A 25,106-nucleotide genomic window follows, 5' to 3' on the forward strand; every position below is an offset into this window, starting at 1 on the left:
GTTTCCTGCTTATTTTACACCGGCAACCGTAAGGGTTTTGATTCTTTCAATAAACTGCTGTGTCAAGCTGCTGTCGGCAGTATGGGTGTAAATTTTTCCACCGGCATCAATACCCCTGATTTTACCATCCTGCAAAAACCATTGAAGCAGTTTTTGTGATACGGTCTGTCGGTCAAAAGACAGATCTGTCTTTGAGTCGCAAAAAGGTTCCGGCTCAGGTATGTTCCCTGTTGTATCCTTCAGATGTTTCATAAAATTTATAATTCTTGAAAGCCTTAACAGGGTAAGGGCTTCTATTCTTGATGTTGTGTCATTCAACGGCAGTGCCGTAGACCGCATCAGGCTAAAGCTTTTGGGCAGGATTTTTTTGTCCTTGCAAAGCTGGTAATCCAGACTTCCTGGTGCCGGATAATAAACAGAGAGTCCGGCCAGGGTTCTTTTTTGTGCCAGGTATAACAGATCTTCAAGAGAACTTTGTGCGGTCTGATCCGGTGCTGCCGCAATAATATATGAGACACATTCCAGACCATACTTTTGGGCAAGGTCAAGAGCGTTTTCAAAGGAGGCTCTTACATCCCGGCGTTTGAATTTTTTCAATTGTTCTTTTGATGTTGATCCCAGAGAAAGATTAAGGGTTTTAAATCCCGCTTGTTTCATCAAAGAGACGGTTTCCTCATCAATGGCAGGGGGGTACAGGCCGTTCATAGCCCGAAGTTCGATATTTTTTTCTGCAACCAGGTGTTTTATTTTCGAGAAAAGCTCAACAAACCATTGTTTGTTCAGGCATAAATTTTCATCTTCAAAATCCATAAACCCGACATCATGATTTTTTGTCTGCATTTCAAGCTCTTTGATCACATCCTCAACGGTTCTTTGCCGGAAGGGGGCATGGGAGGATGCAGCGGATACGGAACAATAGGAACACTGCATAGGGCATCCCCTGCTTGAAACAACAATCGTTGCCCGCCTGTTTTTTCTTTGGTAAAAATTATAATTGATCAGGTTCATGGCAGGGACAGGAAGGCTGTTAAGGTTTTTCATCCAGGATGGGGGTGATATGAACACGGAATTATCCTTTTTAAAGGCAATTCCTGGGATTTGTTCTAAATCTGAATTGGTTTTTAACGCTTCACACAGCAGTCCCATGCTGGTTTCACCTTCTCCTTGCAGCACAAAATCAACAGCGCTGCAATTTAATGTTTTTTCAGGAAACATTGTGGGATGATGGCCGCCCAATACGATTTTGCACTGCGGATAAAACTTTTTAATAATTTGAGCCGTTTTTAACGCCTGGTTGCAATAGGCTGTAAACAAAGATGAGATGCCAACTAAAAAGGGTTCTTTTTCCCTGATTTTTGTTCCGATATGTTCATAAGAGTATCCAAAATGCCTGAATTCATGGAACAGGGAAAACGCGGATACATCCTTTTGTCCATAAAAAGGTTTAAGATAGGAAAACTCTTCAGGATATTCAATTGTTTTTGATTTGCCGGTTGCAAGGGCATCAAGGATTTCAACATCAAATCCTCTTTTTTTGATACAGGCTGCAATGGAGGCAAGTCCGTAGGGCAGGGTTCTTTTTTTTGTCAGATAAAAATCTTCTATGGGCGGTTGAACCAGAATAACTTTTGATGGATTCATATCAAACCCGTCTATTTAACCTTTGGAAATTTAAGAATGAAAATCAGGGTTACAACAGGGATAAATGCTGAATAAAAAAGAACATTTTCAAGGCCGTAAATATCGGCCAGTTTGCCGACTATAGGCGACAATGCACCCCCAAGGCCATATGCAAACCCCATCATCAGGCTTGATACCATGGACCTGGATTTGGGGGCTAATTTTTGCGCCATTACCACTCCAAGGGGAAGTGATGCCAGAACCGCAAATCCGGCAAGAAAAGATCCGAGATAAACAAACTGGCCCGGAAGATAAAGATATAATAAAAGGGCCGGGGTCATAAAGGCATGGGAAACAAAAAAGATTTTTTTAAAATCCGTTCTGTCGGCCATCCAGCCTGCCAGAAGGCCGCTGAAAGTGCCTGCCAGAATAAACAGAGAAAAAATCAATCCCACGGAAACAAGATTATGGCCTTTGTCAGTCAGGTAAATGGGCATAAAGGTCATAAATGTTTGCCCGGTTACCGCCCGAAGAACCATCACCAGCCATATCAGGAAAATGGATTTGTATACTTTGCCAAGGGTATCTTTAATAGACCCGAAAAATCCCAGATGGGAAAGGTTCTCGCTGACGGGAACCGGCAGGTATTTGATACAGAACAGCAGAGCAAAGGCGCCTAAAACAAGAGTGTAGGGCATTTGTTCAAGGCCAAATCGACCCACATACCAAGTGATAAATACCGGGCCCAGTGCAAAGGCAAGGATTCCTCCTGTGTTGTAAATGGACAGGCAGAATCCTGTGCGGTTGCCGGCATATAGGGGCACCATGCCTGTTGTGGCTGGATGAAAAATTGATGACCCGATTGACCCTATGCAAAGAACCGTCATCAGTACCCAGAAATTTGGGGCAATGCCTGAAAACGGGATAAAGAAAAAGGCTAAAAAGAGTCCTGCAAGCACAAAGCTTCTGGTTTCATACCTGTCCGCAAGATATCCGGTTACAGGTTGTACAATAAAAGAAAGAAGCCTTATCATTCCGGTTATCAAGCCGACCTGGGCAAGGGTTAAATCCAGCTTGTCAACAAAAGCAGGCAATAACGGGGCAAAAAAGGAAGAATAAAAATCACCGGCAAAATGAATCAGGGTTAAGACAAAAATAATATTGTAATTAACCGTGTTATCATTGGATTTGATTTGGGTCATGGCGGCTAATGTTTTGTTCTGTTGATCGAGGCCTGAATCCAGCCCTCATGTTTAACAAATTGATCACAAAGACGATAGACTGCATAACAGGTTTTTAAAAGGCTTTGTGTATGGGTTGTGATTTTTTTCATTTTTATCCTTCACATATTCCTGTTACATATTCCGGCGTAACTTTGATATGGCTTTTGTGTAATTTTCAGTGTTGAAGATTGCAGATCCTGCAACAAAAGAGGTGGCACCTGCCTTGGAAACTTTGTTAATGGTATCTTTGTTGATTCCGCCATCCACCTGGATTATGGCCGTGGAATTTTTTTCTTTAAGCATGTTTGACAAGGCTTTTATTTTTTCAATACTGGATTCAATAAATTTTTGACCGCCAAATCCGGGATTCACGCTCATGATCAAAACAAAATCCAGCTGATCCACAACCCATTCAATTGAAGACAGAGGGGTTGCAGGATTTAATGCCACACCTGCCTTTACACCGAAGCTTTTGATCAGCTGAAGACTTCTGTGAAGATGAGTGCAGGCTTCGGCATGAACGGAAATGTAATGGGCTCCTGCTTTGGCAAACTCAGGGATGATCAAATCCGGTTTTTCAATCATTAGATGCACGTCAAGGATCAGATCCGAAGCTCGTTCGCATGCCTCGACAATGATTGGGCCATAGGTGATGTTGGGTACAAATTGTCCATCCATGACATCAATATGTATCCAGTCTGCACCGGCTTTTTTAATTTGGATTAATTCGTCACCCAGTCGGGTGAAATCGGCTGATAAAATTGAAGGGGCGATGATTCCCATAAGATACTGTCTCCTGCGTCAATGTCCTCTTTCCAAGGATCAATAATAATTGTTTTTTCCAGGGTTTGATCAATAAATATGTTCACCCTGGTTTTAATTGCCGGGGGAACTAAAATGTTAATGTCTTCACCTGGTTTCATATATTCATTGTAAAGATTTATTATAGGTCCGAACATGTCGGTTTCAACCCTGACATGCTGTTTTAATATGCCGGGACTCAGAGAATGGGTCAAAAGGATAAGGCTGTTTAATTTGTCCGGTGACATATGCCTGCCTTTTTCCAGAGCGTTGACAACAAGGGTTATGGGCGTATTTGCAGTCACATGGCTGCCGGCGTGTGGGGTTGAAGATAAAATAATTCCCCAATCCTGATGAGGATCCACGTTTGATATGATTTGAGAAATATCAAGATGAAGATTTTCAATGACAGCCGATGCTTTTTCAAGACGTAATCGTGTTATGTCCGGCATGATCACGGCCACAGGATTGATACCCCGGCTGATCAGCAGATCACAGGAAGAGCCTTTCAAAGCCGTGGAAAAAGGTTCCGGATAATGTGCAATGACACATTCATTTTTGGTTTTTAAAGAATAAGTAAAAGAGACATGCCCTTTTTTAAATTCGTTTTTTTCAAGAAGGATCAGGGCCTGTTTAAGGGGGATTTGCCTTAAATCCGGAATAATATTTTCTTTTGCCCCCTTTGAAATATAAATAATTATATCTCTGCCTTTTTTTATGGTAGACCCCGGCTGAGGGTCCTGGGAGATGACAGCATACCTGGGAACGGCATCATCATACCGGGAGCCGTAAAGTTTTGCATTTAATCCCATGTTGGTGAGGGTTTCCAACACATAAATAATGTTTTTGCCTGTTAATTGGGGCAAAACAATTTCATCCGCGCTCTGGGTAAAAAGGCGTATCGAGTAAAAGCCAATGGTGCCTGCAATGGAAAATGCCAACAGGAAAATAAAACAATATTTTAAAATCGATTTCACTTAAGATCTGGATTTCCTCTTTAAGCGGGCCGCAAAAAAACCATCCATATTGTTTGTGTCGGGATATGTTTTTAAAAATTTGTCCCGGGTCATTAACCTGGAATATTTGTTGGATTTAAAATGGGTATCAATTGAAAAATCTTTTCTTTTATTTAAAAAGGTGTGGATAACCTCTTCATTTTCTTCTCTTTCACACGAACAGACGGCATAGACAAGAATCCCCCCCGGTTTGACGAGATTGGCTGCTGCATTGAGCATTTTTTTTTGTTTTGCCGCAAGCCGTGCAATATCATTTTTTGAGCGCTTCCATTTAGCATCTGGATTCCGCCGCAGTACGCCAAGCCCTGTGCAGGGAGCATCTATCAGGACACGGTCAAAATAAAAGTCAAAATCCTTGATAGAGGTTTTTAGCAAATTTATTGGTTTTGTCCGGATAATCTCAATACCCAGTTTTTTTGCATCTGATTCAAGGAATTCAAGTTTTTTGGGTTCCACATCCGCTGCGATAATTATTCCCTTGTTTTCCATTAGCTGGGCAATGTGGCCGGTTTTTCCCCCAAGGCCGGCACAGGCATCCAGAATTTTTTCTCCGGGTCTGGGTGCCAATAACTGTGTGACAATCTGTGCGGCTTCATCCTGGATTTGAAACAATCCAAGTTTAAATGCTTCAAATTCCCGGATGAGTATACTGGGGTTGGTAAAACTGACTCCCTGATCTGCATATTCAGTCAACTCAATGTTTTTTGCGACTAAAGAAAGTTTTTGGGCAAGAGATTGCCTGTCAATTTTCAATGTGTTGGTTCGAAGGGTAATCGGAGGAATCGTATTGATCTGTCGGCAAAGCAAGCTTGATTTTTCAAATCCAAAAGCATGGTTCCATTTTCCGGACAGCCATAAGGGCAAAGAATATTGGATGGAAATAAATTTTGCCGGTTCCGCCTTTGGGTCAGGTAAAGTGATTTTTGAATTGTTTTTTGCCGCATTTCTTAGCACGGCATTAATAAATCCAGCTGTTTTTTTTCCTGAAGTTTTTTTTGCAATATCAACCGCAGTATTAATGGCGGCAAAGGCCGGAATTCTGTCCATGTACAGAATTTGAAATAAAGTTATTCTTAATAGATATAAAGGCGCTGTGTCTATTTTTATCAAGGGAATATTTGAAAAAGCACAAAGGGTATGATCAATAGATTCTCTATGACGAAGAACACCGAATATCAAGGCATTGCAAAGGTTTTTGTCATTTTTGGAAAGACAGGATATCTCTTCTGAATGGTTTTCCAGGCTTTTGTCAAGGGTCAATGATGCCTTGTGCCAGGAGCATAAAACATTCAAGGCGATGTGTCGGGGATCTTTAATCATCTAAAGATCAAATTTTACAGGTGGATCAATCTTGTGACCGCATAAAAAGTCCATGGCTTTTAATCGTTTCCCGGACGACCCCATCAGTTCAAGAATTGTCAGGCAGCCGTTTCCGGTTGTTACATGGATACCTTCTTTGTCGCATTGAAAAATGACTCCTGGCTCATGGTTGGCAGGCTTGTCAGATGTCTTGGCAGTATAAATTTTGATCAATTTATTCTCAAGATGGGTGAATGCGCCTGGCCAGGGTGTCATGGCATTGATATGGGCACGGATCTGTCGGTTGGAAAGGTTCCAGTTGATCTTGCCGTCACTTTTTTTGAGCATTTTGACATTCGTGGCCTTTGAGTGATCCTGGGGCATGGGTTTCAGGCGGTTGTCCAAAATGGCATGAATGGTTTTCACAATAAGGTCCGCACCGATTTCCCCCAGCCGGTCATGGATATCCTGGGCAGTATCATGTTCTGATATGGGTGTTTCTGATGTCAGCAGAATATCTCCTGTGTCCATTCCTTTGGCCATAACCATGGTGGTAACCCCGGTGATCTCATCCATATTCAGAATGGATGCCTGGATGGGGGATGCCCCCCTGTATTTGGGTAACAGAGAGGCATGGATGTTTATGGGATATACTTTGGGAATGTCCAAAATTTCCTGTGAAAGGATCTGCCCAAATGCTGCAACAACAAAAAAATCAGGTTGAAGGGATAAAAGTTTGTCTTTTGCCTCTTGTGTGTTGATTTTTTCGGGTTGAAAAACATCAAGGCCCAGCTCGAGCGCAGCAGTTTTGACAGGGGAGGGTGCAAGTTTTTTCCCTCTGCCCTTGGGCCTGTCCGGTTGAGTGACCACCAGGCTGATATGAAAATCATCCTGTGCCGCCAGGTGCTGCAAAGCCGGAACACTGAAATCAGGTGTTCCCATGTATATGACACATATTTTTTGTTTCATTTGATTTTCAATTTTTTTGCAAGTTTCTTTTTATACATGGTTCTTTTTAAGATGCTGATTCTGTCAATAAACAGTATACCATCAAGATGATCAATTTCATGCTGCATGATGACGGCAAGAATTCCCTTGGCCTCAAATTCAAGTTGTTTTCCTTCAGTATTAAGAGCCTTAACCGTTACGGTCTCATATCTTTTAACATCAGAGCTATAGTCAAGCACACTTAAACAGGCTTCTTTTTCTGAAATAATGCTGCCCGAAGCTGAAATTATTTCGGGGTTGATCAAGGCTGTAAATTCCTTTTTTGACCCGTCATCTTCCGGATTTGCTGCATTTGAATCATAGACAATAATTCGTTTGTTCACACCAACCTGGGGCGCGGCAAGCCCGACGCCAGGTGCCTCAAACATGGTTTCTCCCATATCCTCGGTTAGTTTTCTTATGTCATCGTCAATTGTGTCAACCTTATCTGATGGTTGCAATAGCGATTTTTCAGGATAGGTTAAAATTTTAAGAATGGCCATTTTTCTCTAAAATATCCTTTGCGGTTTCAATGTCTTTTTTAATCTGTTCGGAAAGTTCGTGAATATTGGCAAATTTTTGTTCATCCCTTAACCTTGCAACCATATTGACCCGGATACGGGTATCATAAATGTCATGATTAAAATCAAGGATATGAACCTCAATGGTAAATATATGGTCTCCAAATGTAGGTGAGAAACCAATGTTGGCCACCCCCCAGAAATTGCCTTTTGTTGTTTCCACCGTCACCGCATAGACCCCCAGTTTAGGGCACAACTCATCATGGAGTTTGATATTGGCAGTTGGAAATCCCAGTTGGCTGCCGCCACGTTCGCGACCTTTGATCACTTTACCCCTGATTTGATAGTGCCGGCCAAGATATTTCATGGCCTGGTCAACATTTCCCTGACTGACAATTTCACGGATTCTGGTGCTGCTGATTCTTTCAAGATCTGAATCCGTATTATTTATCCAGGGTGAAACAATGGTTTTAAATCCAAGATTGTCTTCTTCTGTTTTTAAAAGATCTACATTACCCAGTCTGTCTTTCCCAAATGAATAGTCCGCGCCAATAATGATAGCTTTCATTCCGATTTTATTCACAAGAAAGTTTTCAATAAAATCATGGGCGGTAATGGCGGCAAACTCCATGTTGAAAGGGATGCACAACAAAACATCTATGCCGCATTGTTCAATAAGTTCAAGCTTTTGGTCACGTCTGGTAATCAAGGGCGGGCCTGAAATTCCCAAAGCTTTTAGCGGGTGAGGATCGAATGTCATGGCAACGGATGTTCCGTTGATCTGTTTTGCTTTTTCTATCACTTGCTGAAAAAGACTCTGGTGTCCTTTGTGAACACCGTCAAAGTTGCCGATGGTAATGACCGCATTTTTAAACGGACTGTTAATCTGATCTATATTTTCAATTAATTCCATATTTACCTTTTCTATTTGGAACAATAATCTTGACAAAGCTTTCAAACACATATATATAGCCTAATCATGATTTTTAAGCAATCTTTAATTGCTCGTTTATGTGCAGTATGGAAGGCTTAGAGCCGAAGTGGCGGAATTGGTAGACGCGCTTGTTTCAGGGACAAGTGAGCGAACGCTTGTGGGAGTTCGAATCTCCCCTTCGGCACCAAATCATGTGCTTAAGGGATTAAGCCGAAGTGGTGGAATTGGTAGACACGCTAGACTTAGGATCTAGTGCCGCAAGGCGTGGAAGTTCAAGTCTTCTCTTCGGTACCATAATAAAAACAGAGGTTTAGATGGTTCAATCTAAACCTCTGTTTGCGTTTGGTCAACGATTTGCTCAACTTTTGCCGCTAAAAGTCAACTTTTTTTATTGACCTTATCTCCATGACTGAATAAAAAAAATTCCATTCTTTTTACAGCTTCAGCCTTTTCTTTTTCATCAACAGTATTGTACCGGTCAAACATTTCCCGGGTAGAGTGCCCGGTTATATCCATGGTCACGGTATCATGGGTGCCGGCCTTTCTCATGTATGTATTGAAGGTATGCCTTAAATCATGTGCTGTGATATGCAGATTCATATAAATTATTTAATCGGCTATGAATTGAAAATGAGATAAATATTAATGAACCATATTTTAGAAATTGCAGAACAAATACAAAAAAAAGCTTGGGATGTCATTGACGATATAAATATAATTGAATTATGGTCTTCAATTGGTGCAACCATCAATTTGGTAGGTTCACTAAAAACAGGCTTACTGATAAATAATCGGGATATTGATTTTCATATTTATACAAACCCATTTAGGCTTGCTGATAGTTTTTCAGTGATATCCAGACTTGCAGAGAATAAACGCATTAAAACGATTAACTACACAAATCTACTTGAAGCGGAAGACAAATGCATCGAGTGGCATGCTTTTTATGATGATCAAGAAGGGTATTCTTGGCAGATCGATATGATTCACATTTTAAATGAATCCCCCTATGTTGGTCATTTTGAGAATGTGGCTGAACGTATTTCCAAAGTTTTGACACAAGAAACTCGTGAAGCAATTCTCAGAATTAAAAACGATATTCCCATTAGAAAAAAGGTGATGGGAATACAGATATATAAAGCTGTTATTGAAAACGGAATTCGTGATATCGATTCTTTTTGGCAATGGAAACAACAAAATCCAGATGGTGGTATTATCACATGGATACCTTAAACAGAGGGCGGAACAACTCATTTGACTTGGACCGGGAAAGGCTGCGGTTTTTTCGAACGTAATTATTTTTCTTAATTTTAGGCTTTTAAACTGTTGTAATGATTAAAGCTGAAAAATAATAATGACACATAATAGAAAAAAATATCTTTACAAGGTGTTTTTTACAGTATGAACGGTCTCTTCGTAATCCACTCCCTCTCTTTCTAATCCCAAGAAAATTTTATCCGCTGCCAAATCATGTATTGCGCATGGGTCTGATTGAATATAAAATGAAGAACTAACCTCAATTCGCTTAACATAAAGTTTCCGCCCTTTCGTCCTGTCTGATCTTCGGCAACCTGCTTATGGCGGATACCATAACAGTCTCAGAGCAAGAGAGGCCCAAAGTTCTTTAAACAGTAAATGGAGGGGAACCATGCAGGATGTCAGAAAAGTAAAATTGATATTAACCCGTCAACCAACTACAGAGGGGGCAGGGGTTCATCTGAGCCGGGTGTTTGGATACAATGAAGCGCCAACGTTTGACCCCTTTCTGATGCTTGATGATTTTCGGTCCGATACGCCTGAAGATTATCTTAAAGGATTCCCCTGGCACCCCCACCGTGGCATTTAAACCATAACCTATGTTCTTAAGGGGGATGTGGAACATGGGGACAGCTTAGGCAACAAGGGAATCATCTCTTCGGGGGATGTACAGTGGATGACGGCAGGCAGCGGGATTATCCACCAGGAAATGCCGAAAGGCGATAAAAAAGGGGCTATGTATGGATTTCAACTTTGGGCCAACCTGCCCGCATCACAAAAAATGATTTCACCAAAATACCGTGATATTACAGCAGACCAGGTTCCTGAAATAAGTACGCAAAACAATATTAAAATCAAAGTAATTGCAGGAAATATCGCCGGTGTACAAGGCCCAATGGATGACATTGTAATTGATCCTGAATTTCTGGATTGTGCCGTTCCGGCAGGGGAAACCTTTATACATGAAGTTGATCCGACTTATACCGCCTTTATTTATGTGATCGGCGGCAGTGGAACTACAGATAACAAATTTATAGAAAACGGCAATTTGGTTCTTTTTGAAAAAGGGGAATATTTATCAATTACAGCTGCCGATGAAAACCTCAGATTTCTGGTGTTAACAGGTAATCCGCTCAAAGAACCTGTCGCATGGAGAGGCCCTATTGTCATGAATACCCAGGAGGAACTGGCGGTTGCCTTTCAAGAATACCGGGACGGCACATTTATTAAAAAATAATGATGATTCGGCCTGAAAGGTTAACAGTAAAATAAATATAAGGACGAACGTCATGACAAATGGTCCAGAGAGCAAAATCAAAATTTTTTCAAAATTTCATACCAGTAAGTCCGCACAGAGAACCCGGGAAGGGGCACTGGCCGAACTTAAGCAGTCACTGAACCGGCTCAATTGAGAGCGATCACGATAATCCATGGACATGTATTCACGATAAATCAAGGTGCTGATGAACTTACCTGAACTTACCAATTCAAATCAAATTCATCCGATGATTTTACGAACTTTTTTCAATGTTCTGTTCAAATAATGAATTCCGCTGTCATGGGAGATTATTTTTTAAGTGGATTAAAAACGCTGAAAAATTCTTTGATAAAAGAAGTTCGGGGCAGGGGGCTGATGACTGGATTTGAATTGATTTCTGACAAGATAAACGCAAGAAACTATTGTGAAAGTTTGAAATACAATGGTGTTTTGTGCAAAGAGACACATGACAATATTATCCGGTTTGCGCAGCCACTGGTGGTAAAAAAAAGAAGATATTGACCATGCGCTTAATGTGATTCATAAGGTTATTGGTTAAGATAATAATTTAGTACATGAGAACCTGTTTTAAAAATACCACATTATGCCGGAAACCCCTTTGGGCAGGTAGAATTTTGATGAAATTAATTTTTAAACAGATAATATGAGAAGGCTGGTCCCTCCAACGAGCTATGATATAATCACGCTCAATTAGTAACGCAGTCACCCAAGGGGCTGCAAAAAAAGGAGGGGACCAGCCATGAATAACAATATCACAATAGGAATGGATTTGGGAGACAAGTTTCACATAGCGGTTGTATTTGACAGTGATGGCACTGAATTAGAGATTGCCAAGGTGATTAATACTAAAACCGGTATACGCACGTTCTTCAAACAGTACAAATCCGCCACAGTGGCTATAGAGGCAGGCACTCACTCTCCATGGATCAGCCGGTTGTTGACTGAAATGGAGCAGACCGTGTACGTCGGGAACCCTCGTAAATTAAGGTATATCTGGGACAGTATTGATAAATCAGATGCCCGGGACGCACGGATGCTTGGTATGGTTTGCCGATTGGAACCAAGACTTCTGCAACCAATACACCATCGCAGCAGCCAGGCCCAAGTTGATCTGACAACAATCAAATCCCGTGATATGCTGGTTAAGAGCCGCACACAGCTGATCAACCACGTAAGGGGAATCGTCAAAGCCAATGGGGAGCGTCTGCCCAAATGCAGTGCAGCAAGCTTTGCCAATAAATGTAGTTCCGATATCCCAAAAGAGCTTTGGCCTGCTATAGCGCCTTTGTTTGAAGTTATCACGGAGTTGAATTGCCAGATAAAAGAGCTTGAGAGCAAAATTGAACAACTCAGCATAGAAAAGTACCCTGAAACCAGGTTTTTGAGGCAGGTTCCTGGAGTTGGTCCCATAACTGCATTGTCATATATCCTTTACATTGAAGATCCTTGATCAGCGTCATATATAATACCCGCCGAACGACAATTAAAATTCCTGAAATATAAATCAAAAAAATGGTAAAAGCCGCCAAATCTTATGAAAGGAGAGATTTGGATGGTAACGGACCAGCAAGTGAGGAGGTTATTCAAGTTGATTCAAACTGAAAAAAATTTCGGGATAGCAGCAATGAAAGCAGGTATGGATGAAAAAACGGCTCGAAAGTACCGTAAAATGGGCAAATTGCCAAGCGAACTTAAACAGGAGCATAACTGGAGAACACGTAAGGACCCGTTTGAAGACGTATGGGATGGTATCAAAGGAATGTTATCAATAAATCCGGGGTTGGAAGCCAAAACCATTTTTGAGGATCTTCAAAGAAACCAGCCAAGCCGATTTGCCGATGGGCAGTTGAGGACCTTGCAACGGAGGATAAAACATTGGAGGGCAACAGAAGGACCGGGTAAAGAAATTTTCTTCGCTCAAATTCATAAGCCGGGCGAATTATGCCAGTCTGACTTCACCCATATGGATGAGCTGGGCATCACCATATCCGGCGTTCCTTTTGATCACATGATTTATCATTTTGTTTTAACCTATTCCAACTGGGAAACCGGTACCATATGTTTCTCCGAGAGTTTTGAAAGCCTGAGCCAGGGCCTGCAAAATGCTTTATGGGAATTGGGCGGTGTACCGTATCATCACCGCACAGATCGCTTGGCTGCCGCTGTCAACAAGGAGACCCACCCGGAAGAGTTCACCCGCAGATATCAGGATCTTGTCGACCATTACGGTCTGACTCCTTCTAAAACGAACCCGTCCAGCCCCAATGAAAATGGTGATGTGGAGCAGCGCAATTACCGGTTCAAAAAAGCCGTTGAACAAGCCCTGTTATTGAGAGGTCACCGGGATTTTAAAGACCGGGAAGAGTATGAGAGTTTTCTGTCCAGGTTGTTTGGGCAACTGAATGCCGGCCGAAAAGGCCGCCTTGCAGAAGAAGTGGAACTCCTGCATCGGCTCCCCAAACGCCGGATCGACTCATGTAAAAAACTGGATTTAAAAGTCGGTCCCAGCAGTACCATACGAGTCAATCACAATGTCTACTCAGTGAACAGCAGGCTCATAGGAGAAAAAATACAGGTTCGTCTTTACATGGAATGTCTGGAAATCTGGTACGGACAGAAAAAGATCGACACCTTGCCACGGTTACGGGGTGAGGGGAAGCACAAAATCAATTACCGGCATATCATTGACAGCCTGGTCAAAAAGCCGAGGGCGTTTGAAAACTACCGCTATCGTGATGCCATGTTTCCCACCAGCCGTTTCCGGATTGCCTATGACTATTTAAAAGAACGCTATACTGTTCAAAGCGCTGCCTCAAGATATTTGAAGATTCTATACCTTGCCGCAAAAGACAGTGAAGTGGCTGTAGACAGTGCTCTGACGGTTTTAATAAACGAAAGCCATGAAATCAGCAAAGATGCGGTTCAGCGCCTTATGGAATCCAATGCCCCTGTTGCCGGACCAGATGATATCCATATTCCGGCAGTTGATTTAACCCTTTATGACAAACTTCTCAAGGAGGTGGCAGCATGATGAGTGATCATGACCAGATCATGAACCATCTCAAGAGTCTCCACATGCCGACCATGCGCCGCAGCTATGAAGAAATGGCAGATCAGGCCCGGGCGGAGTCATGGGGGTATGAACAGTATCTTTTACAGCTGCTGAATCTTGAATGTGAAGTGCGGTGGCAAAACCGGATAGCACGGAACCTGAGGGCATCCAAGCTGCCACCGTCAAAGACCTTTGAAAATTTTGATAAAAAACGCCTTCCCATAAAGGTCGCTAATCATTTGAATGTACTGATCGACGGCTCTTTTTTAAGCCGATCTGAAAATATTTTGGCCTTTGGGAATCCGGGAAGCGGGAAAACCCATCTGTTGTGTGCCATTGGCCATGAATTGATTGCAAAAGGAAAGCAGGTCCTTTTCATCTCATGCAGCCAGCTTGTTCAGGAGCTGCTGATCGCCAAAAGGGAGCTTGAGTTGACAAAAAAGCTCAAAAGCCTCTCCAGGTTTGATGCCGTGATTATCGATGATATCGGATATGTCCAGCAAAGCCGGGAAGAGATGGAGGTGCTGTTCACCTTCCTGGCAGACCGGTATGAGCAAGGCAGTCTGATGATCACCAGCAATCTTCCCTTTTCCAAGTGGGAACAGATTTTTAAAGATCCGATGACGACGGCTGCGGCTATCGACAGGCTTGTTCATCACAGCATTATCTTTGAATTGAATGTTGAGAGCTATCGCATGGAGCAGGCCAAAAAGGAGGCAAGATAATGTTCGAACACGATATGGAAACAGCATATACCAGGGAAGAACTCGTAGAAATTGTCAAAATGATACGGCTGCATTTATACAATAGAGGCCTGCACTGTGGCGCCAGGGTTATAAGGGAGGAAATGGAGAATGAGAATATCCAGCCAATACCTTCTGTGAGAACTATTGGGCGTATATTATCACGACATGGCCTAACACATGGCAGAACCGGTTTTTATAATAATCCTGTTTAAAAACAGATGAATAATAAACGGCCATTTTTTTATGCGAAAATCACATATTTTTTTTGTAAAGCGTTGTACGGTTATCTATAATCTTTGAATGGCAAGGCTTTCGGGTTTTTTTATTTAAAAAGGAGATGGTATGCGTGGAGGATATAGAGGAAAACCAAAACCGAAATTGCCGTCACATCTAAAGCGTGTTCATGTGAATGCCCGCATCCAGCGGTGGATGCTTGATGAGCTCAAAAAAAGAGGTGAGGTTGGGATAATTTTGGAGGATATATTGATTAAAGCGGGTTTCAAGTATCAAGCAGAAAAATGAAGAAAAACAATATGCCTCCGGCGGCCCTACGGGGTATTTGTTCCGCGCTAAGGCGCGGGGATTTAACGCATGAAGGACAAAAACATGGGGGGAAGGGCAGAATACATTGGACAGCATACTGCCCCCCATGTCTTCGTCACCAGTCACGGCGCTCGGGTTGCTTCCCAGCAGTTGCCCTATCCTCCAGACCGGCGTGAGGGATATTATCAATGTTACAAAAAATATCAAGTCAATAATGAAAAAAAATATAAAATCAGCAGGTTATAAAGGAATGAGAAACGGGAATTTTAATTGTCGTTGAAGGAAAAAAATATTTGTCGTTGATCAGATCCTGCCCGTTTTTCCAAAAGTCGTCAAGTCGGTCCTTTCTTAGGGTTAACACCCAGGAGGGACCAATCGGGTGAAATGGACAAGCAACTTCCCATTACTAAAGCAGGGAATACTTATCTGCGCCAGTTGCTGGTGGGATGTGCCCATTATATTATGGGGCCATTTGGCCCAGAAAATTCCCTGCGCCTCCACGGCCTGGCTATCGCTGCAAGAGGAGGTAAAAATGCCAAGAAACGAGCCGTTGTCGCTGTCGCCCGGAAATTGGCAGTGCTACTGCATCGACTATGGGTGAGCGAAGACACATACCAGCCATTTTATTGCAGAGACAAAAAAGTTGCCTGAAGATGAACCTCATCAATATAAAACAGGATTTATGAGTTGAAGATTTTTAAGGAAGATGACCCGATTTTAAGGGGGCCAGCCGCCCCCTATCCCCCCCCGGGATTTATCGCGCTAGGGACAAAAGCATGAGGGAGGAACAGGTACAGTTGCGGTGTACCTGCCCCCATGCTCTCGTCACCGGCTGCGGCGCTCGGGTCGCTTCCCAGCGTTGCCCTATCCTCCGAGCCGGCAGTAAGATAATATCACTGCAATACAAAATATCAACAGGATGGTGCAGCATGATACAAGTTTCCAACGTCTCATCCAGGAGACTGCGATAAGAGCCTTGCAACAGTCGGTTGCCGCTGACATTAAATGGTTGCGTTAAACAGATAGCAGCTCCTGCCACCGGATATTAACATGCACCGGGACAAATGGCAGTCCCATAAAAGAGTGCGAATGGAAGCGTGATGGTCCGAGACTTGTTGGATTGGGAAAAGGATAATTCGTGAACGAATTTCCTCTTGACATAAGCCTTCTCATGGAAGCCTCTTAGACAGAGGCGTAAAAGCAAAAAAAAACCCTTAACAGGATACTGTCAAGGGTTTTTATCTTTTCAAGTCACCAAAATGACTTTGTTCGAGCAAATAAAACGGTTAACTATAGAACGGTTACATTTGTTGCAGCAGGGCCTTTTTGTCCTTCTTCAACATCAAATGAAACACGATCCCCTTCATTCAGGGATTTAAATCCTGTTGCATTGATGCCGCTATGATGTACGAATACATCTTTTCCATTTTCCTGTTCGATAAATCCAAAACCTTTTGAGTCGTTAAACCATTTTACGATACCAGTAGCCATATTGGCAATCTCCTGTAATAAAAAATAAAAAATTCCAGTTTCTAACTTTGGGGGTAATGCCACTTCCATAGTGGGAGGAATATACACCTTTCTGATGAAACCTTTGCGCTTTACATACAGCAGCGCAAGTCAAAATATAATATAGGAACATTTGTAAAAGTCAAGCATTAAATTGGCTTTTAATTTCAGTCAATATTTTTTATGTTTATCTCAAGTTTTGTCTTTGTTAGAGCCTGTTTTAAAAATACCACATTGTGCCGTAAACCCCACTGAACAGGTAGGATTCTGCTTGATACAGATATGGGTTTGCTGAAATTAGTCTGTTTAACCATTTAGACAATAACTTTTAAACAGATAATATGAGAAGGCTGGTCCCTCCAACGAGCTATGATATAATCACGCTCAATTAGTAACGCAGTCACCCAAGGGGCTGCAAAAAAAGGAGGGGACCAGCCATGAATAACAATATCACAATAGGAATGGATTTGGGAGACAAGTTTCACATAGCGGTTGTATTTGACAGTGATGGCACTGAATTAGAGATTGCCAAGGTGATTAATACTAAAACCGGTATACGCACGTTCTTCAAACAGTACAAATCCGCCACAGTGGCTATAGAGGCAGGCACTCACTCTCCATGGATCAGCCGGTTGTTGACTGAAATGGAGCAGACCGTGTACGTCGGGAACCCTCGTAAATTAAGGTATATCTGGGACAGTATTGATAAATCAGATGCCCGGGACGCACGGATGCTTGGTATGGTTTGCCGATTGGAACCAAGACTTCTGCAACCAATACACCATCGCAGCAGCCAGGCCCAAGTTGATCTGACAACAATCAAATCCCGTGATATGCTGGTTAAGAGCCGCACACAGCTGATCAACCACGTAAGGGGAATCGTCAAAGCCAATGGGGAGCGTCTGCCCAAATGCAGTGCAGCAAGCTTTGCCAATAAATGTAGTTCCGATATCCCAAAAGAGCTTTGGCCTGCTATAGCGCCTTTGTTTGAAGTTATCACGGAGTTGAATTGCCAGATAAAAGAGCTTGAGAGCAAAATTGAACAACTCAGCATAGAAAAGTACCCTGAAACCAGGTTTTTGAGGCAGGTTCCTGGAGTTGGTCCCATAACTGCATTGTCATATATCCTTTACATTGAAGATCCTGCCCGTTTTTCCAAAAGTCGTCAAGTCGGTCCTTTCTTAGGGTTAACACCCAGGAGGGACCAATCGGGTGAAATGGACAAGCAACTTCCCATTACTAAAGCAGGGAATACTTATCTGCGCCAGTTGCTGGTGGGATGTGCCCATTATATTATGGGGCCATTTGGCCCAGAAAATTCCCTGCGCCTCCACGGCCTGGCTATCGCTGCAAGAGGAGGTAAAAATGCCAAGAAACGAGCCGTTGTCGCTGTCGCCCGGAAATTGGCAGTGCTACTGCATCGACTATGGGTGAGCGAAGACACATACCAGCCATTTTATTGCAGAGACAAAAAAGTTGCCTGAAGATGAACCTCATCAATATAAAACAGGATTTATGAGTTGAAGATTTTTAAGGAAGATGACCCGATTTTAAGGGGGCCAGCCGCCCCCTATCCCCCCCCGGGATTTATCGCGCTAGGGACAAAAGCATGAGGGAGGAACAGGTACAGTTGCGGTGTACCTGCCCCCATGCTCTCGTCACCGGCTGCGGCGCTCGGGTCGCTTCCCAGCGTTGCCCTATCCTCCGAGCCGGCAGTAAGATAATATCACTGCAATACAAAATATCAACAGGATGGTGCAGCATGATACAAGTTTCCAACGTCTCATCCAGGAGACTGCGATAAGAGCCTTGCAACAGTCGGTTGCCGCTGACATTAAATGGTTGCGTTAAACAGATAGCAGCTCCTGCCACCGGATATTAACATGCACCGGGACAAATGGCAGTCCCATAAAAGAGTGCGAATGGAAGCGTGATGGTCCGAGACTTGTTGGATTGGGAAAAGGATAATTCGTGAACGAATTTCCTCTTGACATAAGCCTTCTCATGGAAGGCTCTTAAATTAATATTATTGACCGCATTATTTTTTTTATTTTACTTCCTCTATTGTCTTTTGTTAGGATTGTTCCAGGCAGTTTTATTTTTTTATATGAAAGTTTTAAAAAATCACACAGAGACTTTCAATCTTTGTTGTGGGCAAATCTTAAATGAAATATCAAATATGCCCGTGGCAGTTATTCAAATTTCATATATGTTGGGAGGAAAAACTATGAAATCTATTCAGGTGGAATTTGAAAAGGCTTCAAAAAAAATAACCTTTAAAAAAAATGCAAAAGTGGAAGACTGGTTTACAGTATGCAAAAAATTCAATGATGATGTTTCCCGGATTTGTGATGTCACGGACAAAAAAGACTATACCGGTCTTTTTGAGTGTTGTGATGATAAAAATAAAAAGTTTTTTTATCTGGTTAAGGAGGATAAAAAATTATACCGGATGAAACATAGATATTTTTTTGATAATCTTGGTTTGAAATAAGAAATTCAGGATCATGGAAAAGGGGTTTTGATGCAGGCGCGGATTCTGGTGGTGGATGATGATGAAGCCATAAGAGATGCCTTAAGAGAGATTCTTGAGGATGATTATGCTGTTGTCTGTGTGGACAACGGGCTTAAAGCCGTTGAGATGGTTAAAAAACAGGTGTTTGACCTTGTTTTTTTGGATATTATCATGCCGGAAATAGACGGGATTGAAACCCTAAGACGTCTCAAGGTCCATGACAAGATGCTGGATATTATCATGATTTCCGCCGTGGACCGTGCCCAGGAAGCCACGGATTCCATCAAACTCGGTGCCTATGATTATATTACAAAACCATTTGATCATGAAATCATATTGAACAGGCTCAAAAAGGTTCTGCAAAATAGAAGTCTTATAAAAGAAATCAGTTTTCACAGGGCCCAGGCTGCATCAGGTTCATGGAGAGACACCATCGTCAGCAAATCAAAAAAAATGACTGCGGTACTTGATCTGGTGTCAAAAGTCGCTGATACGTCAAGCAGTGTCCTGATCACAGGAGAGAGTGGAACCGGAAAAGAATTGATTGCAAAGGCGGTTCATAATGCAAGTCCTCGTCATGACAAACCTTTTGTTGCCATTAATTGTGCTGCCATACCGGCAGAACTCATGGAAGCCGAGTTGTTCGGTCATGAAAAAGGCGCTTTCACAGGTGCCCATAAACAGACTATTGGTAAGTTTGAGTTTGCTCATCAAGGTACGATTTTTCTGGATGAAATCTCCAGCCTTAAATCCGAATTCCAGGCAAAGTTGTTGAGATTTATTCAGGAAAGGGAATTTGCACGGGTTGGCAACCATCGTACAATTAAAGTGGATGTTCGAATTGTTGCCGCCACCAATACCAGTCTGGATGAGATGGTTAAGGAAGGTACGTTCAGGGATGATCTGTATTTCAGGCTAAATGTGGTTCCGGTATTGCTGCCGCCTCTTCGCAGCCGCAAAGGGGATGTACCGCTTCTGGCGGATTTTTTTCTGGACAGATTCAACCGCCGGATGAATAAAAGTGTCAAAGGCTTTACCCCGGATGCAATTATTGTTCTGGAGGCCTATCCATGGCCCGGCAATATCCGTGAACTGGAAAATCTTGTAGAACGGATGGTAGTGCTGGGGTCTGAAAATCAATTTATCGATGAAAAAGATCTTCCTTTTGACCTTTTGTTGCATGGAGACCCCACACAAGGTGCGGAAAAAGGGGTCAGGGAAAACAAGGGGCTTGTCCAGGCCCGGCAGTCCTTTGAACGCCTTTATATTCTCAGGGCACTTAAGAACTGCAGATGGAACCAGACCCTGGCTGCAAGTCTTCTGGGTATTCACAGAAATACCCTTATTCAGAAAATGAAATCCTTAAATCTTACACGAAACCAGGATGATCTCTAATGGTTTCCCCTGGGCAGGCTGATTGAAAAACAGCAGCCCTTTCCTTGTTGGCTTTTTGCCTTTATCTGACCTCCGTGTTCCGAGATCACCTTATGGGTGATGGCCAGTCCCAGTCCGGTTCCCTTGGCCTTGGTGGTAAAAAACGGATTAAAAATATTTTCCGCAAGTTCGGAAGAAAATCCATGTCCTGTATCTTTGAAATCTATTGCCAACAGGTTGTCTTTACAGGATGCATGAATTATCATTATCCCGCCATCCTGCATGGCTTGGGCACCATTTTGCATGAGATTAATAAATACTTTTTCAAGCTGGTCTGCATCTGCCATGATTTGAGGCAGGTCATGTGCAAAGTCGCTTTGGCAGTCGATGCCCCTATCTGTAAAATCCGCTTCCAGCAATTCAATGCATTGCCTGAGCAATTGGCTAATATCTGTCTGATTAAAATTGTATTTAGGGGGCCTTGACAGTTCCAAAAGTTCTTCAGTGAGGGTGTTTAACCGGTTGATTTCCCTGGGAACGGTTCTCTGGAATTTTTCTAAAAATCCTGGTTTTTCGATCTTTTTTGGCAGCAGTGCCACATAGGTTTTTATGGCGGATAAGGGGTTTCTTATTTCGTGGGCCATACCGGCCGCCAGGGTTCCTAAGTCTGCAAGCCGCTGGTTCTGGCGGATTTCAGCCTCAAGCTGTTTAAGATCAGTAATGTCGTTAATGTTGAATATGATCTGCCGGGGCATTTTTTTATCCGACTTGAGAATCCCGGCACCTGCCAGGATTATCCTGGTATCTTTGCCGTTTTGCAGGTGGATTTCCCGCTGGTTTCTGGCGGAAGGATTTTCAAGGGAGTTTTGAATATAGGCTGCAAACGGGTTGTTTTTATCAAAAAGTTTTAAAACATGGCGGTCTTTTGCAGCATGGTCAAGGGGAATACTCAAAATAGCATGGGCAGCCGGATTGACGGCTGTGACAATTCCCTTCATATCAACAGCCAAAAGCCCGTCTGTCATTGTGGCCAATATTTTTTCCGCATATTGCTGCAATTGTTTTATTTCTTTGATCTGGTTTTCCAACTGCCGTTTATGGGCCAGGATTTCCTGTATCATAACGGAAAAATTATCGGCCAGAATCTCAACTTCATCTCGGGTACGGATGGAAAACTTTTGATCTAAATTGCCTTGAGCCGCTTCAACAGTTGCATTTACAAGGGTTCCCAGGGGTCTGGTGACTCGCTGGGCTGCCCAGTTGGATATCAAAATACCAATGGCAAGGGCCACAGACCCCACAATGAGAATACTCCACAGGGTTTGACGGATCTGCTGATACATCAGATCAAGAGACAGGCAGACACGTATGGTTCCCCACCGGTCCTGGGCATTGGAAATATAAACCGGCACAGCCACATCCATGACCGGGGTGGTGCCGGATTCAGGAACCCTGACATTTATCAGGGGGACTGTCGCCGCAATGGCATTCCTGCTGATATCATCTGTCATATAACGGTTCTGCAGATCGGGTCGCCGGCTGTAACCAGCCACTTTTCCTTCTTTGTCATGGACAATTACATAAATGATTTCAGGATTATTGACGGCCTGGTTTGCAAGTTTTTCCAAGGCAACATAATTATATGTAACCAGGTGGTCAATTGATATTGCGGCAAGGTTTTTTGCAATGGCCAGACCCTGTTTTTCAATTCTGCCCCGAATGGTTCTAGTCTGGAGTACTGCCAGGACTGCGGCAAGAGTCCCCAGCAACACCAGAAGCATAATTGAGGTGATAAGAATAAACCTGTAGCGCAGGGAAACAAAGCGGTTTTTTTTTAAGGTTTGCTTTTTCCTGCTGGGTGCGCCATGGTTTTGTTTTGCAGGGTATAGTTCTTTTTGTTGATGGTATTCAGTCATTTTGATGGGGTTGGTCCAGCCATATTTTGTTGAGTTGCAGGTTATGGGCTCCCAGGGCACTTACGTTCACGGATTTGACATAGGACTGGTATACCCGGTCCACACTCATGTAAAAAAGTGGGATCAGGGGAGCAGACTCCATGATGGCAGCTTCGGTTTTCTGGTACATGCCGGCCCGTTCAACAGGGTCCACGATTGCCCTGGCAGCCAACAGCATCCGGTCTATATTTTCATCCTCTAAGTTCATGAAATTGGTGGGTGATTCAGAGGCAAAAAGAGAATATAAAAAACTGTCAGGATCGGGCATGTCGGCAAACCAGACATACCGGTAAATCTGAACAGCATCTGAATTTAAATAGGTTTCGAATTCTTCCCAGTCAGTGATGTATTTTGCCCTGATTTTAATACCCAGTTTGCTCCAAGCGTTTTTTATGATTGTTATCTCCTGTTCTACCCTGGGGGTTTGTATAGCGGAAACGATCTCCAGTTCAGGCTGCTTATCTAAGGTTGTGCTAAATGCCTGGTTCAAACACTGCAGGGCAAGGTCAGGGTTGTTGTCCTCCATCTGGCTCAAAGGAGTACGCCCAGGCATGCCCAAGGGTAAAATATTTGTTGCGATGTCAAACTGGCCTTTGTAGACTTGATTGACCAATGCCTTGCGGTCAACAGCTATGGAAAGAGCTTTTCGAAGGTCTGGGTTTGCAAGATTTGGATGTTTCAGGTTCATGCCGTAAAAAAAGAGGCTCAGGGAAGGCCTGTGAAACCATTGAAGCTCTTTATTTTCTGACAGTTTTTTTTTAACGTCCCCGTAGACTTCCATCTCTTCAAGATTGTTGTTTTGAAAATCAGCGAATATAATGGGGTCCTGTCCTCCTGGATAAATTTTATAGTGAATTTCATCCAGAAAAGCAGGTTCGGCATAATACTCTTCAAATCGCTTAAGTTGAATTGATTTGCCTTCTTCCCAGGATATAAAGCTGAAGGGGCCGCTTCCCACGGGATTTTTTCCAAAGTCTTCTTTGAGCAGGATTACCTCTTTTTGTGAAACAATTGATGCCTGGTACATGCCCAGGGCAGTTAAAAAAGGCACATGGGATTCTTGAAGGTGTACAGTGAAAATTTGTTCATTTTCTATTTTTAATCCCGGAATATTTTCCAGGGTTCCTGCTCTGTATTCTTTTGCACCGACAATTTTAAGCAGATGGGGCAGCACTGCAGAAGGGTGTTCCGCCCGTAAAAGCCTTTTAAAAGAAAAAATGACATCTTGGGAGGTAACAGGATCAAGGTTGTGAAACCGGGCGTTTTTTTTCAGTTTAAACTGGTACACCTTGCCGTCTTCTTTGACTTGCCAGGTTTCAGCCAGGGCCGGTAAAACCGACAGATAGGAATCATACCGGACAAGACCGTCAAAAATCTGGTGGACAATCGTTTCTCCATAGTTGTCTTGAACAAGTGCAGGATCAAGAGTGGGCGGGTTGCTTCGCAAAGAAGCCCGATAAATACCACCCTGGATGGGTACTGATGATGATAAGGCTCTTTGTGTCTGTTCTTTTTTGTCTTGGTTGGTGCAGCCCGGCAGAAAAATTAGGTTCAAGAAAAAAAAGGGGACACAAAAGATTGAAAACAGGCCTGACATATTCATTTTTTTCTTCCTAATTAACAATGGTTTAAAGGAGAAAAAAATTACCATATGGGGAGGGGGAATGCAAGTATTTCAAGCTCAGTACAAAAATGAAACCCAAGGTTTTTTCTAAGCCAAAGCTTATTGATAAGAAACAAAAAAAGCACGGTTGGAATTTTACCGTGCTTTTTTGAAGAATGGATGTCTTTCCTTTAAATATTAGCCGGGACCGCCGCCACCAGAAGCAAGAACAGGCATTGCATATCCAGCAAGCAAAACACCAATTACAAATACTTTTACCATTAATTCTTTCATTTTAGATCTCCTTTTGTTGGTTAATTGTTTTGTGCAACGTTCATCATGTTGAACTTAATTAAGAGCAAGGCAGGGACCATTCATTTTTTTCTTGGAAAATAATTTTATAACTATTTGAAATAAAAGGATTATTGTTCTGTTTTTTATTCTGAGTATGAAAAATAATTCCTGGAAAATGCACATGGCTCTGTGCAGACGAAAAGGTAAAAATAAAAAAATAGAATTCCTGTTGTTTTGGGTATTGTTTTTAGCCTTGTGGGTATATGCTTTGAGACAATTTGCACATATTAGTGTGCAAATTGTCTTTTTTTACAGGCAGTGCTTTTTATATATAAATTTAAAATACTTATGCTGTTTTTATCCCTTAATCTCACAAACAAGCCCTGAAATATGTGCATTCCTTTTAAATCCACCGGGTGGCGGACTGGTTTTCGTATGTATGTTTTTGCTAATAAATTAAGATTGTTAATAGGTTTTTGTGTCTTGCTGTGATCTGGCACAATCATTGCCTTCAATGCAGGTGTTTTGAAAAGACGGGCTTGTAAAAGGTCGTGCATAAAGAAAAAAACAGGGCGATT

At 42.6% G+C, this 25,106-nt stretch carries 26 protein-coding genes, 2 tRNA genes and 1 pseudogene; 15 read left to right on the forward strand and 14 right to left on the reverse strand.

What is annotated here, in order from left to right; genetic code table 11:
* Positions 1–9 precede the first annotated feature (9 nt).
* Genes TOL2_RS07995 through TOL2_RS08030 form a run of 9 tightly spaced genes read right to left on the reverse strand, consistent with a single transcriptional unit; the run spans position 10 to position 8,380 of the window.
* Positions 10–1,641: a B12-binding domain-containing radical SAM protein gene (locus TOL2_RS07995; RefSeq protein WP_014956994.1), complete on the reverse strand. Its 1,632-nt coding sequence runs from the start codon at positions 1,639–1,641 to the stop codon at positions 10–12.
* Between the two features lie 11 nt (positions 1,642–1,652).
* On the reverse strand, positions 1,653–2,822 hold the full coding sequence (locus TOL2_RS08000; RefSeq protein ID WP_014956995.1) for an MFS transporter: 1,170 nt from the start codon (positions 2,820–2,822) through the stop codon (positions 1,653–1,655).
* Between the two features lie 5 nt (positions 2,823–2,827).
* Positions 2,828–2,953, reverse strand: coding sequence for a hypothetical protein (locus TOL2_RS25755; RefSeq protein WP_269764194.1), 126 nt, complete (start codon positions 2,951–2,953; stop codon positions 2,828–2,830).
* Between the two features lie 22 nt (positions 2,954–2,975).
* Entirely contained in the window at positions 2,976–3,626 is a 651-nt protein-coding gene (gene rpe, locus TOL2_RS08005; RefSeq protein WP_014956996.1) for a ribulose-phosphate 3-epimerase, read from the reverse strand.
* Positions 3,566–4,621, reverse strand: a complete 1,056-nt coding sequence (locus TOL2_RS08010) for a PASTA domain-containing protein (RefSeq protein WP_014956997.1) — start codon at positions 4,619–4,621, stop codon at positions 3,566–3,568. The genes rpe and TOL2_RS08010 overlap by 61 nt, the downstream gene beginning before the upstream one ends.
* Positions 4,622–5,980, reverse strand: coding sequence for a 16S rRNA (cytosine(967)-C(5))-methyltransferase RsmB (rsmB, locus tag TOL2_RS08015; protein WP_014956998.1), 1,359 nt, complete (start codon positions 5,978–5,980; stop codon positions 4,622–4,624).
* A complete protein-coding gene (gene fmt / locus TOL2_RS08020; RefSeq protein WP_014956999.1) occupies positions 5,981–6,928 on the reverse strand; it encodes a methionyl-tRNA formyltransferase in 948 nt (315 codons plus the stop codon).
* Complete coding sequence (def, locus tag TOL2_RS08025; protein WP_014957000.1) at positions 6,925–7,449, reverse strand: peptide deformylase; 525 nt, start codon at positions 7,447–7,449, stop codon at positions 6,925–6,927. Before def ends, fmt begins: the two co-directional genes overlap by 4 nt.
* On the reverse strand, positions 7,436–8,380 hold the full coding sequence (locus tag TOL2_RS08030) for a bifunctional riboflavin kinase/FAD synthetase (protein ID WP_014957001.1): 945 nt from the start codon (positions 8,378–8,380) through the stop codon (positions 7,436–7,438). The genes def and TOL2_RS08030 overlap by 14 nt, the downstream gene beginning before the upstream one ends.
* 121 nt (positions 8,381–8,501) lie before the next feature.
* Here TOL2_RS08030 and TOL2_RS08035 point away from each other — a divergent pair.
* Positions 8,502–8,588: transfer RNA gene (locus TOL2_RS08035), tRNA-Leu, on the forward strand.
* A gap of 22 nt (positions 8,589–8,610) precedes the next feature.
* Positions 8,611–8,695, forward strand: a tRNA-Leu gene (locus tag TOL2_RS08040).
* A gap of 84 nt (positions 8,696–8,779) precedes the next feature.
* Here the strand turns inward: TOL2_RS08040 and TOL2_RS24080 are convergent.
* Complete coding sequence (locus tag TOL2_RS24080; protein ID WP_014957002.1) at positions 8,780–9,001, reverse strand: tyrosine-type recombinase/integrase; 222 nt, start codon at positions 8,999–9,001, stop codon at positions 8,780–8,782.
* A gap of 45 nt (positions 9,002–9,046) precedes the next feature.
* On the opposite strand from TOL2_RS24080, the gene TOL2_RS08045 reads away from it, so the two are divergent.
* From TOL2_RS08045 to TOL2_RS08075, 9 genes are all read left to right on the forward strand, one after another.
* The gene (locus tag TOL2_RS08045) at positions 9,047–9,634 is read left to right on the forward strand and encodes a hypothetical protein (RefSeq protein WP_014957003.1); all 588 of its coding nucleotides are present in this window, start codon (positions 9,047–9,049) and stop codon (positions 9,632–9,634) included.
* A gap of 415 nt (positions 9,635–10,049) precedes the next feature.
* Entirely contained in the window at positions 10,050–10,247 is a 198-nt protein-coding gene (locus tag TOL2_RS25875) for a cupin domain-containing protein (protein ID WP_014957004.1), read from the forward strand.
* A 3-nt stretch (positions 10,248–10,250) separates the two neighbouring features.
* Complete coding sequence (locus TOL2_RS25880; RefSeq protein ID WP_332370622.1) at positions 10,251–10,895, forward strand: pirin family protein; 645 nt, start codon at positions 10,251–10,253, stop codon at positions 10,893–10,895.
* A gap of 52 nt (positions 10,896–10,947) precedes the next feature.
* Positions 10,948–11,070, forward strand: a complete 123-nt coding sequence (locus tag TOL2_RS25765; RefSeq protein ID WP_269764195.1) for a hypothetical protein — start codon at positions 10,948–10,950, stop codon at positions 11,068–11,070.
* 146 nt (positions 11,071–11,216) lie between these two features.
* Complete coding sequence (locus TOL2_RS25960; protein ID WP_014957006.1) at positions 11,217–11,438, forward strand: aminotransferase class III-fold pyridoxal phosphate-dependent enzyme; 222 nt, start codon at positions 11,217–11,219, stop codon at positions 11,436–11,438.
* Between the two features lie 238 nt (positions 11,439–11,676).
* On the forward strand, positions 11,677–12,387 hold the full coding sequence (locus tag TOL2_RS08060) for an IS110 family transposase (RefSeq protein WP_014957007.1): 711 nt from the start codon (positions 11,677–11,679) through the stop codon (positions 12,385–12,387).
* Between the two features lie 141 nt (positions 12,388–12,528).
* Positions 12,529–13,968 carry an IS21 family transposase gene (gene istA / locus TOL2_RS08065; protein ID WP_083863884.1) on the forward strand — a complete coding sequence of 480 codons (1,440 nt, stop codon included), beginning with the start codon at positions 12,529–12,531 and terminating at the stop codon, positions 13,966–13,968.
* Complete coding sequence (gene istB / locus TOL2_RS08070; RefSeq protein WP_014956934.1) at positions 13,965–14,714, forward strand: IS21-like element helper ATPase IstB; 750 nt, start codon at positions 13,965–13,967, stop codon at positions 14,712–14,714. The genes istA and istB overlap by 4 nt, the downstream gene beginning before the upstream one ends.
* Positions 14,714–14,947: a hypothetical protein gene (locus TOL2_RS08075; protein WP_041279361.1), complete on the forward strand. Its 234-nt coding sequence runs from the start codon at positions 14,714–14,716 to the stop codon at positions 14,945–14,947. Before istB ends, TOL2_RS08075 begins: the two co-directional genes overlap by 1 nt.
* 178 nt (positions 14,948–15,125) lie before the next feature.
* Here TOL2_RS08075 and TOL2_RS24815 read toward each other — a convergent pair whose 3' ends face one another.
* Positions 15,126–15,467 (reverse strand): hypothetical protein, encoded by a 342-nt coding sequence (locus TOL2_RS24815; protein ID WP_158406074.1) that lies wholly within the window; start codon positions 15,465–15,467, stop codon positions 15,126–15,128.
* A 120-nt stretch (positions 15,468–15,587) separates the two neighbouring features.
* On the opposite strand from TOL2_RS24815, the pseudogene TOL2_RS08090 reads away from it, so the two are divergent.
* Positions 15,588–15,929 (forward strand): annotated as a pseudogene (locus TOL2_RS08090) (transposase); the annotation flags it as partial.
* 639 nt (positions 15,930–16,568) lie between these two features.
* Here the strand turns inward: TOL2_RS08090 and TOL2_RS08095 are convergent.
* Positions 16,569–16,769, reverse strand: a complete 201-nt coding sequence (locus TOL2_RS08095; protein ID WP_014957010.1) for a cold-shock protein — start codon at positions 16,767–16,769, stop codon at positions 16,569–16,571.
* A gap of 455 nt (positions 16,770–17,224) precedes the next feature.
* On the opposite strand from TOL2_RS08095, the gene TOL2_RS08100 reads away from it, so the two are divergent.
* From TOL2_RS08100 to TOL2_RS08110, 3 genes are all read left to right on the forward strand, one after another.
* A complete protein-coding gene (locus tag TOL2_RS08100; protein ID WP_014957011.1) occupies positions 17,225–18,271 on the forward strand; it encodes an IS110 family RNA-guided transposase in 1,047 nt (348 codons plus the stop codon).
* A gap of 743 nt (positions 18,272–19,014) precedes the next feature.
* A complete protein-coding gene (locus TOL2_RS08105) occupies positions 19,015–19,281 on the forward strand; it encodes a hypothetical protein (RefSeq protein WP_014957012.1) in 267 nt (88 codons plus the stop codon).
* 30 nt (positions 19,282–19,311) lie between these two features.
* Positions 19,312–20,697 (forward strand): sigma-54-dependent transcriptional regulator, encoded by a 1,386-nt coding sequence (locus TOL2_RS08110; protein WP_014957013.1) that lies wholly within the window; start codon positions 19,312–19,314, stop codon positions 20,695–20,697.
* Here the strand turns inward: TOL2_RS08110 and TOL2_RS08115 are convergent.
* Together TOL2_RS08115 and TOL2_RS08120 are read right to left on the reverse strand one after the other, a co-directional pair.
* The gene (locus TOL2_RS08115; protein WP_232508102.1) at positions 20,694–22,592 is read right to left on the reverse strand and encodes a sensor histidine kinase; all 1,899 of its coding nucleotides are present in this window, start codon (positions 22,590–22,592) and stop codon (positions 20,694–20,696) included. The two genes, TOL2_RS08110 and TOL2_RS08115, sit on opposite strands and share 4 nt — an antisense overlap.
* On the reverse strand, positions 22,585–24,234 hold the full coding sequence (locus TOL2_RS08120; RefSeq protein ID WP_014957015.1) for an ABC transporter substrate-binding protein: 1,650 nt from the start codon (positions 24,232–24,234) through the stop codon (positions 22,585–22,587). Before TOL2_RS08120 ends, TOL2_RS08115 begins: the two co-directional genes overlap by 8 nt.
* Positions 24,235–25,106: the final 872 nt, after the last annotated feature.

The organism is Desulfobacula toluolica Tol2 (assembly GCF_000307105.1).
GTDB lineage: Bacteria > Desulfobacterota > Desulfobacteria > Desulfobacterales > Desulfobacteraceae > Desulfobacula > Desulfobacula toluolica.

What these genes read in the sequence shown, in the direction of transcription:
- TOL2_RS08075 (WP_041279361.1), top strand. Translation starts at nt 14,714, where the DNA reads ATGTTCGAACACGATATGGAAACAGCATATACCAGGGAAGAACTCGTA.
- TOL2_RS08115 (WP_232508102.1), bottom strand. Translation starts at nt 22,592, where the DNA reads ATGACTGAATACCATCAACAAAAAGAACTATACCCTGCAAAACAAAAC.
- TOL2_RS08095 (WP_014957010.1), bottom strand. Translation starts at nt 16,769, where the DNA reads ATGGCTACTGGTATCGTAAAATGGTTTAACGACTCAAAAGGTTTTGGA.
- TOL2_RS07995 (WP_014956994.1), bottom strand. Translation starts at nt 1,641, where the DNA reads ATGAATCCATCAAAAGTTATTCTGGTTCAACCGCCCATAGAAGATTTT.
- TOL2_RS08000 (WP_014956995.1), bottom strand. Translation starts at nt 2,822, where the DNA reads ATGACCCAAATCAAATCCAATGATAACACGGTTAATTACAATATTATT.
- TOL2_RS24080 (WP_014957002.1), bottom strand. Translation starts at nt 9,001, where the DNA reads ATGAATCTGCATATCACAGCACATGATTTAAGGCATACCTTCAATACA.
- TOL2_RS25765 (WP_269764195.1), top strand. Translation starts at nt 10,948, where the DNA reads ATGACAAATGGTCCAGAGAGCAAAATCAAAATTTTTTCAAAATTTCAT.
- TOL2_RS25875 (WP_014957004.1), top strand. Translation starts at nt 10,050, where the DNA reads ATGCAGGATGTCAGAAAAGTAAAATTGATATTAACCCGTCAACCAACT.
- TOL2_RS08060 (WP_014957007.1), top strand. Translation starts at nt 11,677, where the DNA reads ATGAATAACAATATCACAATAGGAATGGATTTGGGAGACAAGTTTCAC.
- fmt (WP_014956999.1), bottom strand. Translation starts at nt 6,928, where the DNA reads ATGAAACAAAAAATATGTGTCATATACATGGGAACACCTGATTTCAGT.
- TOL2_RS25755 (WP_269764194.1), bottom strand. Translation starts at nt 2,953, where the DNA reads ATGAAAAAAATCACAACCCATACACAAAGCCTTTTAAAAACCTGTTAT.
- istB (WP_014956934.1), top strand. Translation starts at nt 13,965, where the DNA reads ATGATGAGTGATCATGACCAGATCATGAACCATCTCAAGAGTCTCCAC.
- rpe (WP_014956996.1), bottom strand. Translation starts at nt 3,626, where the DNA reads ATGGGAATCATCGCCCCTTCAATTTTATCAGCCGATTTCACCCGACTG.
- TOL2_RS08030 (WP_014957001.1), bottom strand. Translation starts at nt 8,380, where the DNA reads ATGGAATTAATTGAAAATATAGATCAGATTAACAGTCCGTTTAAAAAT.
- TOL2_RS08110 (WP_014957013.1), top strand. Translation starts at nt 19,312, where the DNA reads ATGCAGGCGCGGATTCTGGTGGTGGATGATGATGAAGCCATAAGAGAT.
- TOL2_RS25960 (WP_014957006.1), top strand. Translation starts at nt 11,217, where the DNA reads ATGGGAGATTATTTTTTAAGTGGATTAAAAACGCTGAAAAATTCTTTG.
- TOL2_RS08120 (WP_014957015.1), bottom strand. Translation starts at nt 24,234, where the DNA reads ATGAATATGTCAGGCCTGTTTTCAATCTTTTGTGTCCCCTTTTTTTTC.
- TOL2_RS08045 (WP_014957003.1), top strand. Translation starts at nt 9,047, where the DNA reads ATGAACCATATTTTAGAAATTGCAGAACAAATACAAAAAAAAGCTTGG.
- TOL2_RS08100 (WP_014957011.1), top strand. Translation starts at nt 17,225, where the DNA reads ATGAATAACAATATCACAATAGGAATGGATTTGGGAGACAAGTTTCAC.
- TOL2_RS08105 (WP_014957012.1), top strand. Translation starts at nt 19,015, where the DNA reads ATGAAATCTATTCAGGTGGAATTTGAAAAGGCTTCAAAAAAAATAACC.
- rsmB (WP_014956998.1), bottom strand. Translation starts at nt 5,980, where the DNA reads ATGATTAAAGATCCCCGACACATCGCCTTGAATGTTTTATGCTCCTGG.
- def (WP_014957000.1), bottom strand. Translation starts at nt 7,449, where the DNA reads ATGGCCATTCTTAAAATTTTAACCTATCCTGAAAAATCGCTATTGCAA.